This window comes from Brevibacterium casei CIP 102111 (assembly GCF_900169275.1).
GTDB classification, from domain to species: Bacteria; Actinomycetota; Actinomycetes; order Actinomycetales; family Brevibacteriaceae; genus Brevibacterium; species Brevibacterium casei.
In genome coordinates this window covers 283,065-290,807 of the sequence record NZ_FXZC01000005.1, presented here as the reverse complement: position 1 = coordinate 290,807, position 7,743 = coordinate 283,065, and the positions used below count along the sequence as shown (strand labels likewise).

The window sequence follows — 7,743 nt, the reverse complement described above, 5'->3', positions numbered from 1 at the left end:
CCGGATCGGCCTGAGCATGAATGACGAGTTCGACGGCGCGAGCCTTGAGTTCGTCGGTGTATTTCACTGGCAAGAGAGAATCTCCTTCTTCCAATCTCCCTGCCTCTATTATCCCCGGGGCGATTCAATCTGTTCGGCCGCGATTCCGGTCTGGGTCAGAGCATCGATCTGTCGATCCAAGTCTTGTTTGACCGTCGAAACCCGCGCGTACCCCAATTCCATGCGCCCAGCGTACCAATCTTCGTGTCTGTACGGAATGTATGGGACGTTGTTCTGGGCCTTACTTATGGGATGGAAAATCAGGTTCTGGCCCGATCGATGAGGTTGCTCGTCTTCGGTGTCCCACTACCAAGGAACTGGGACGACCGGAAAGTGGGCAAGGATTGACGGTGGTTCAGCCACCACTGTATAGTTCACTAAGTGCTGACTATTACTTCTCGCTTAGACGTGATGAACCGGTTGGGCCGGGCGATGGCCGACCCAACCAGGTCACGACTTATCCTGACGCTGCTAGATCGACCGGCCTACCCGGCAGAATTAGCCAGCGATCTGGAGCTGACCCGCTCGAACGTATCCAACCATTTGGCATGCTTGCGCGACTGCGGCATCGTGGTCGCCGAGCCCGAGGGGCGCAAGACGCGCTATAAGATCGCCGATCCGCACCTGGCGCGGGCGCTCACCGCACTGGTCGACGTCACTCTCGCGGTGGACGAGAACGCCCCGTGCATTGATCCCGCCTGCTCGGTTCCCGGATGCGGTATAGCAAAGGTGGGCACGTGATCCTGACCTCGGCCCTACAGGCGATCGGCCTGTTCATCGCCACGAATATTGACGACATCATCGTGCTCTCCCTGTTCTTCGCCCGCGGCGCCGGGCAGCGCGGAACCACCGCACGAATTCTTGCCGGCCAGTACCTGGGGTTCGTGGGCATCCTGGGTGCGGCCGTGCTCGTCTCCTTGGGGGCCGGAGTATTCCTGCCTCCAGCGGTCATCCCGTACTTCGGCCTCATCCCCCTGGGGCTGGGGCTGTGGGCTGCCTGGCAGGCCTGGTGCGGAGGCGATGACGATGACGCCGAGATCGAAGGCAAGAACGTCGCAGTCTGGACTGTGGCCGGGGTCACGTTCGCCAACGGCGGAGACAACATCGGCGTCTACGTCCCGGTCTTCCTCAACGTGGGCCCGGCCGGGGTGGTGGCCTACTGCATCGTGTTCCTCGCGCTGGTCGCGGTGCTGGTAATGCTGGCCAAGTTCGTCGCCACCCGCCCACCGATCGCCGAAGTCCTTGAACGCTGGGAACACATCCTGTTCCCCATTGTCCTCATCGGCCTCGGTATCTTCATCCTGATCAGCGGCGGAGCATTCGGACTCTGAGGGCCCCGTCACCCGCTCACACGGATGTAACTGGTTCGCCACTAAAGCGCAAACGACGTAGCCGACAATTACCGACGCGAGAACCACGCCACTTACCGCTGCGACTCACACACTCCTGGGGAACCTCTCTGATCGTCAGAAATTGTCATTTAACCCGTTACTTATTCTACGTTGCACAGACGATACTGACGAGAGTTATTGTGACACTTCATCGAGATGTGTAGCTGTTATTCGCAAATGGCGGTACTTCTGCTGAGCTATGTGGCGGGCCATGCTGTCGCCGAGTGGTCATCCATCACGACCACCCCGCCAGGAATGCTGTCACAGCGCATGACCTTCGGGCTTCCGGTCGCCCCATACTCTTAGCATGCAAACCATGGGTGTTAATCCACGCGCCGAAACCTCGGAACTGGAGTCCGCGCGGTACAGGGTGTACTTCTGGACCGGCACCGCCTCCGATGAAGGGGAGGTGGGGCGGACGTCCATGAAGTGGTCGCGGCGGAGGCGAGCCTTGGCGAACGCACCTACACGCTGTACGCGTGCGCGCCTCGGATGGGCGCGGCCTGGTCCGCCTGGCCAGGGAGGGATCCCGTGCCCCGAAGTGGCTGATGGCATCGCTCGACGCTCTTTCCCGGGGGCGGCACCGCTGCCGCCATCGGACGCAAGGCCCATGGCGGGGTTCCCCCAACGGAGTGGGCATGCCGCTCGATGTCCCAATAGTCTTGCGATAGCCTGAACTTATGGAAATGGCCTGTGCAGATTGTGGATGTGTGGTTCAACGCGGCATAATCGTGCACGCTTGCGATCGCCATCCAGATTGTTGCTGCCGGGATGTGCCGGTCGCGCAAGTCGGTGACACTGCGGGCGAATAGCCCCCGTCGTGATGGGCGCTCAACGCGACGGCGTCGGGCGGTGCGCGACGACCCGGGGAATGAGTCGGACGTAGGTGACCATGCCGACGAGTTCGACCAGTGTCTGCGTGACCACGACGACCGCGACCAGGGACAGCGAGTCGGGCAGTGCCAGGGCGAGGGGCAGTATAACCAGGGAGTTTCGGGTCGCCCCGGAGAAGACCAACGCTCGCGTCGCCGGTGCTGCCCGACTCGCAATCCCGCAGGCACGCCAGATGGTTCGACACGTTCGAGCGCGTCAACTGGACACAGATCGCGGCCGAATCATGCGTGCCAGTGCGAACATTGTCACGCTGGGCCGCGAAGTATTGTGCTATCCCGACCATCGTCCGGATCACCGCAGGCAACTTCCGACTCGTCGACCGTTTACTCCCTCAGATCGAACGCATGCAGACCGTGAACGACCTCAACGAGTTGACACCCGAGGTTGTCAGAGGCAGCTCGGCAGGCTCTCCTTATCGGCCACTAAACGCCGCGAGAAACGTGCCATTTACCGCTGCGACTCACACCCGAGCAGGCGAGCCAGCTCGCTCCCTGGTCAGCTGCGGTAGTGTCCGGTGAGGGTTCCCCATGCGGGACCCTCGGAAGGGTGCCGTCGAGGGACCGTCGCGAGGTGATCGATGGTGATCGGGTCACCGGCGGCGCGCAGCCGCAGCAACGGGACCAGCAGGGCGGTCTCCTCGGACCGGACGAGCCGGTCTGCCAGGTCGGTGGTCTGTCAGGTCGGTGGTGAGGATCGTCTCATTGAGTGCGTCCAATTCTATTGGGGTGAGTGCGCGGTCAGGCGCAGCAGGACAGCTTCGAGACGTCGGTGGTGAAGGCCTTGGCGACGATGCGGATGCCTTCGGCCATGGTCAGGTATGGGGCCCACGCGTCGGCGACTTCTGCGATGGTCTTGCCGAGGATGTGGACGCCGGCGGCGGCGAGCTCGCCGGCGTCCTTGGCGACAGCGGTGAGACCGAGGATCTCGCCGGTGTCGGCGTTGGCGACCATCTTGATGAACCCACGCATGTCCCGGTTCACCAGCGCACGGGGCACGTACTCCAGTGGCAGGACGCGGCAGTCGCAGCGGATCCCGGCCGCGATGACCTCCTTCTCGGTCATCCCGACCGCGCCGATGGCGGGACCGGTGAACGTCACCCGAGGCATCCGTGTGTAGTCGACCGAAGTGTTGGCGTCGGTGAAGGCGTTCTCGGCGACGATCGTGCCGTGCCGGGCCGCGACATAGACGAACTCGGGGTGCCCGGTGACATCCCCGCCCGCCCAGACGCGGGGGTTGGCGGTCTGCAACTGGTCGGTGACCACGATCTGTCCGGCCTCGCCGGTCTTCACCCCCACGGCCTCGAGGTTGAGCCCCTCGGTGACCGGGCGGCGTCCGAGCGCGACGAGGATCTCGTCGGCACGGAACTCCTGCTCGCCGCCCGAGACCTCGGCCATGACGACGACCTGCCCGGTGACGGTATCGCGGGCAACGCGGGAGGGAACAGCGCGGCGGACCACCCGGATGCCCTCGTCGGCGAAGACTTCCTGCAATGATCTGGAAACCTCCGGCTCCTCCTTCGACGCCAGCCGAGAACGCACCAGCAGGGTCACCTTCGAGCCGAGCCGGGCGAACATCTGGGCCAGCTCCAGCGCCACGTAGCCACCGCCGAGCACCAGCAGCGAGTCGGGGCGCTCGGACAGTTCCATCGCCGACGTCGAGGTCAGGTACTCGACGCCGTCCAGCCCCTGGATGAGCGGGACCCAGGGACGGGTGCCGGTAGCGATCAGGTAATGGGCGGACTCGATGGTTTCCACGGTGCCTTCAGCGGCGGTGACCTCCAGCACAGGCGCATCCGGGGTGCCGGCGAAGGCCGCCTGGCCCTGGCGGACCGGCCAGCCGTAGGCTTCGGCCACGTCGAAGTACTTCTCACCCCGCATCGCCTCGACCAGGTCCTGCTTGCCACCCACCAGCCCGGGCATGTCGGCCGCGCCCGCGGTGGCGGCGATCCCCGGGAACCGGGAGCCCGCGTCCGCGGCCACGTGGCGGGCCTCGGCGGCCGCTATCAGCGCCTTGGACGGCACGCACCCGGTGTTCACGCAGGTGCCGCCGAACGTACCGCGCTCGACCATCACCACCGACTTGCCCAGCGTGGTGGCGCGGATCGCTGCGGCGAACGCCGCGCCACCCGACCCGATCACGGCCAGATCAATCTTCGACTGCATCCCGAACCCTCCCCGGACTGTTGAGAAATCCTCCTGATGCGGCGATACTAAAGCTTCCAGTACAGGGGAAGGTCAAGGGTGAGACCTGTGACACACGAGGGGTGAGGATGCGGATCGGGGAGCTCGCTGAAGCGGCCGGCACGACCACGAAGACTCTGCGGTTCTATGAAGACCAGGGGCTCTTGCCCCCGGCCGAGCGCACGCCCGGCGGCTACCGCGACTACACGACCGAGAGCCTCACCCGGATCGACTTCATCCACCGCGGCCAAGCCGCCGGACTCTCCCTCGCCCAGATCCGGCAGGTCCTCGACATCCGCGACCACGGCCAAGCTCCCTGCGATCACGTACGCGACCTGCTCGACGCACGCCTGACCGACATTGACCTGAAACTCAGACAGCTCCACGACCTGCGCGACACCCTCGCCGGGCTACGCGACCAGGCCGAGCACGTTGAGCCCGACACGTGCAGCTCCGACCAGGTCTGCCGGTACCTGTAGCCAAGCCCGACGCCGCACGGACACGCCATCGAGGGGTGGTGGTCGACCGAGCCCCAGCCGCACAGCTGGAACGTTCCGCCTCGACCTACTGACACGAAAGTGTCAGCGGCGCAGTGGGCATCGGAACTGCGCCCGAGGGACTCACAGCACGTATCGATCCGGGTGGGTCGACAGGGGTGAGGGTCGCCAACCCCGGTAGTCGTATGGGGATCGGCTCACGGAACGTCCGCCAGCGCAGCTCCGCCCGCATCGTCCGGGAGCGGAAGCCGCCATTGAGCATCGACAGAACAGCGCCATTTACTGGCGAAAGTCACAACCCAGGACATCCAGACCACGAGGAGTACCTCCTCGAACTCGGGCGTGCGACCTACGCCGCCGCGGGACTGGCCGGGATCGCCTTCGACGTGCTGCGTATCCACGGACGGTTCGAGTCGGCGGCGCTCTACAACGACCCTCTCGGCACGCTGGAGAACCGCTTGAAGGGCATCCGACCTCCACTCGACGGGATAGATGAGTTCCTGTCGCTGCTGGCTGAGGCGCGGGTGGTGCGGAACGACCTGATTCACGCCCTTCCGGTCAAACAAGGGCTGCACAGGCGGACGAGCAAGGACCTGTCCTACGTGCGGAACTTCTACACGGTGGAGTCGCTCCGGGAGGCACGCGTACTGTTCGAGCAGGCGCTGCGCAATGGCAACAAGGTGCTCTACTCGGACGGAGGCGCGGCGATCAAGCGGTGGTATGGCGACGCGCGGCAGTGATCTGCCCCGCATAACCGATAAGGCTGGTTACGAGCATGAGCACTTGTACGCAGTTGCGCTTGCTGAACTGGCGCGACGAGACACTGTGGACACTTGCGTGGCGCGAGTAGTAGTGCGGCACCTGGTCGCCTTTGTGCTTCCAGAACTCCTCGTGCGCATTCCAGATCGGCAGCCACACGAACGCCTCGCGAACTCCCATCTCATCTATGGTGTCCGGCACGTTCGCACCCTTCTTGCGATTCGTGATGGACCTACGTGCTTCCTTGTTGGGGTAGAAGCGAGAGATAAGGGTGTCCAGGGTGACGGTGAACATCGCTTGTGCCGAGTGAGGGTGTCCCGCGCGCATCGCACCGAGTCCGTCGAGCGCGAACTTCACCTCGCTGCCAATCGCTCCCTGGTCGGCATTCTCCAGCACTGATGCACAGTCCTCTATGAGCGATTCATAGCAGTCACCGAGCACCCGCCTCCTGGCTGCCCGATCCTTCGCCCGAAGCAACCGTAAGGCCGTACGTCCGCGAGGCACGAGGTAGAGAGGGATACCTTCCTGCTCCACGAACTCGTGCACATCGTGGGCATGAACCTCGTCTGCATGCTCCCGCAGGTTCGGAGGCAGGAGAGCGCGGTTGATGCCTCGGAGCGCGTCTGTGTCGAAGAGCGGGCCGAGGGACGACCGGAAGTCCTCCAGTATGCGTGCATGCTGTTCGGTGATCTGCTGGATGAGCGCGTCCATCCCAGGGCTCGCAGCAAGGTCGCGGATCGCGGAGAGATCAGTCGATGGGATCGAGAACGAGGGCAAGTTCGCCGTGATAGACGCCATCTGCTCGTGGACTCGTTCGTTGAAGGGACCGAGCACCTGGAGAGCAATCTCATCCATGTCAGGAAGCGCCGACGTGATCTGCTCTTGTAGGCGTTGATTCAGCGGTTCAAGGATGCCGCGGACATAGGTCGATGGCTCAGGAAGCATCGATCTCACACGTTCCTGCATTTGCTTCTGCCATGGCGCGATGATGCGGGACGCAAAGTCGGCAGTGGGAAGCAGCGACTGGGAGAAGCCAACGGGCATGCGGAAGCCGATAGGGGGTGCGTCCGTCGCACCATCATCCGAACCCATCGAGCCGCTCTCGGAGGAACGTTGCCCCTGCTCATCGCCGGAGTCGGCGTCCTTGTCAGGGTCTTCGTGTTCGCTCATCGCCGCACCCCGTCGAGCCGCCGATGGACCATGGACACCATCGTCAGGACCTCCAGCAGTTCTTCATCGCTGACTGACCGATTGAGGCGAGGATCGTGAGCGGTGGGGTTGCGGTAGAGCCCACCGAGTCCCTTGACCAGGTTCGCGAGGCCCGTCTGTTCGTCCTTCTCGGTCTGTGTGCTCAGCGAGTTGATCGCCAGCGCTGGTGTGCCGCTCTTGCCCAACGAGAGCGCAGCATCCACCAGCGTCGCGCCGTCGCCCGACACGCCCGTCATCGTTCGGAGTCTGTCGAAGATGCTCTTCGTCGCCTCTAGGCAGGCGTGGAAGTGCGCGCGCTTCAGAACTTCCACCGAGCAATACCGCAGCACCTCTGAGTGGGTCTTGCGTCGCTGGAGTTCATCACGGATCGAGGTTGCGATCCGTGTCGCCTCATCGAGTGTCTGCGCGCGAGTCCCTCGCGCTACCTGGCCTTTGTCGTTGACGTGCAGCCCCACGAACGCCAATCGCTCGTTGAGACGGTCCTGACGCAGGGTGAACAGTTCAGGTCGGTCACGGTAGCGGACGGGTTCCATCGCGTGCACGATGAAGGTGATGATGCGCCGAGGGTTGCTGTCCTTGTTCTGTCGAGCGACGAACGCTTCAGTCAACCGATCACGCTTCGTCGCGGTAGGTAGCGGGTCCGCCATGCCGAGGCGCAGAAGGAGATTACCGATCTCCTTCCCGGTCAGACCATCGGCGGTGTCCGCCAGAACGGCGGCGACTTCCTTCAGAGTCGCGTAGGACCATGCTGGCTGTGGTGCGGCCATTCCTCAG

At 63.8% G+C, this 7,743-nt stretch carries 8 protein-coding genes and 1 pseudogene; 4 read left to right on the top strand and 5 right to left on the bottom strand.

Going from position 1 to position 7,743, the window contains the following annotated elements; genetic code table 11:
• Positions 1 to 108 precede the first annotated feature (108 nt).
• Entirely contained in the window at positions 109 to 222 is a 114-nt protein-coding gene (locus tag BC102111_RS18270; RefSeq protein ID WP_505542361.1) for a recombinase family protein, read from the bottom strand.
• 198 nt (positions 223 to 420) lie between these two features.
• On the opposite strand from BC102111_RS18270, the gene cmtR reads away from it, so the two are divergent.
• Positions 421 to 780, top strand: a complete 360-nt coding sequence (gene cmtR, locus BC102111_RS13525; protein WP_062862470.1) for a Cd(II)/Pb(II)-sensing metalloregulatory transcriptional regulator CmtR — start codon at positions 421 to 423, stop codon at positions 778 to 780.
• Positions 777 to 1,370, top strand: coding sequence for a cadmium resistance transporter (locus BC102111_RS13520; RefSeq protein WP_062862469.1), 594 nt, complete (start codon positions 777 to 779; stop codon positions 1,368 to 1,370). The genes cmtR and BC102111_RS13520 overlap by 4 nt, the downstream gene beginning before the upstream one ends.
• A gap of 891 nt (positions 1,371 to 2,261) precedes the next feature.
• Here BC102111_RS13520 and BC102111_RS18050 read toward each other — a convergent pair.
• Positions 2,262 to 2,459, bottom strand: a pseudogene (locus BC102111_RS18050) (arsenic resistance protein); the annotation flags it as partial.
• A 602-nt stretch (positions 2,460 to 3,061) separates the two neighbouring features.
• Positions 3,062 to 4,486: a mercury(II) reductase gene (merA, locus tag BC102111_RS13500; RefSeq protein ID WP_101624590.1), complete on the bottom strand. Its 1,425-nt coding sequence runs from the start codon at positions 4,484 to 4,486 to the stop codon at positions 3,062 to 3,064.
• A gap of 107 nt (positions 4,487 to 4,593) precedes the next feature.
• Between merA and BC102111_RS13495 the strand changes: the two genes are divergently transcribed.
• Together BC102111_RS13495 and BC102111_RS13490 are read left to right on the top strand one after the other, a co-directional pair.
• Positions 4,594 to 4,983, top strand: coding sequence for a heavy metal-responsive transcriptional regulator (locus BC102111_RS13495; RefSeq protein ID WP_019157843.1), 390 nt, complete (start codon positions 4,594 to 4,596; stop codon positions 4,981 to 4,983).
• Positions 4,984 to 5,255: 272 nt separating this feature from the next.
• Complete coding sequence (locus tag BC102111_RS13490) at positions 5,256 to 5,741, top strand: hypothetical protein (protein ID WP_146001429.1); 486 nt, start codon at positions 5,256 to 5,258, stop codon at positions 5,739 to 5,741.
• On the opposite strand, the gene BC102111_RS13485 is transcribed toward BC102111_RS13490, so the two are convergent.
• Complete coding sequence (locus tag BC102111_RS13485; RefSeq protein WP_101624588.1) at positions 5,710 to 6,930, bottom strand: hypothetical protein; 1,221 nt, start codon at positions 6,928 to 6,930, stop codon at positions 5,710 to 5,712. The genes BC102111_RS13490 and BC102111_RS13485 overlap by 32 nt on opposite strands.
• Positions 6,927 to 7,736 (bottom strand): TIGR02391 family protein, encoded by an 810-nt coding sequence (locus BC102111_RS13480; protein WP_101624587.1) that lies wholly within the window; start codon positions 7,734 to 7,736, stop codon positions 6,927 to 6,929. Before BC102111_RS13480 ends, BC102111_RS13485 begins: the two co-directional genes overlap by 4 nt.
• Positions 7,737 to 7,743 lie beyond the last annotated feature (7 nt).

Coding starts and splice junctions, on each gene's coding strand:
- BC102111_RS13485 (WP_101624588.1), bottom strand. CDS start 6,930: ATGAGCGAACACGAAGACCCTGACAAGGACGCCGACTCCGGCGATGAG.
- BC102111_RS18270 (WP_505542361.1), bottom strand. CDS start 222: ATGGAATTGGGGTACGCGCGGGTTTCGACGGTCAAACAAGACTTGGAT.
- merA (WP_101624590.1), bottom strand. CDS start 4,486: ATGCAGTCGAAGATTGATCTGGCCGTGATCGGGTCGGGTGGCGCGGCG.
- BC102111_RS13495 (WP_019157843.1), top strand. CDS start 4,594: ATGCGGATCGGGGAGCTCGCTGAAGCGGCCGGCACGACCACGAAGACT.
- BC102111_RS13480 (WP_101624587.1), bottom strand. CDS start 7,736: ATGGCCGCACCACAGCCAGCATGGTCCTACGCGACTCTGAAGGAAGTC.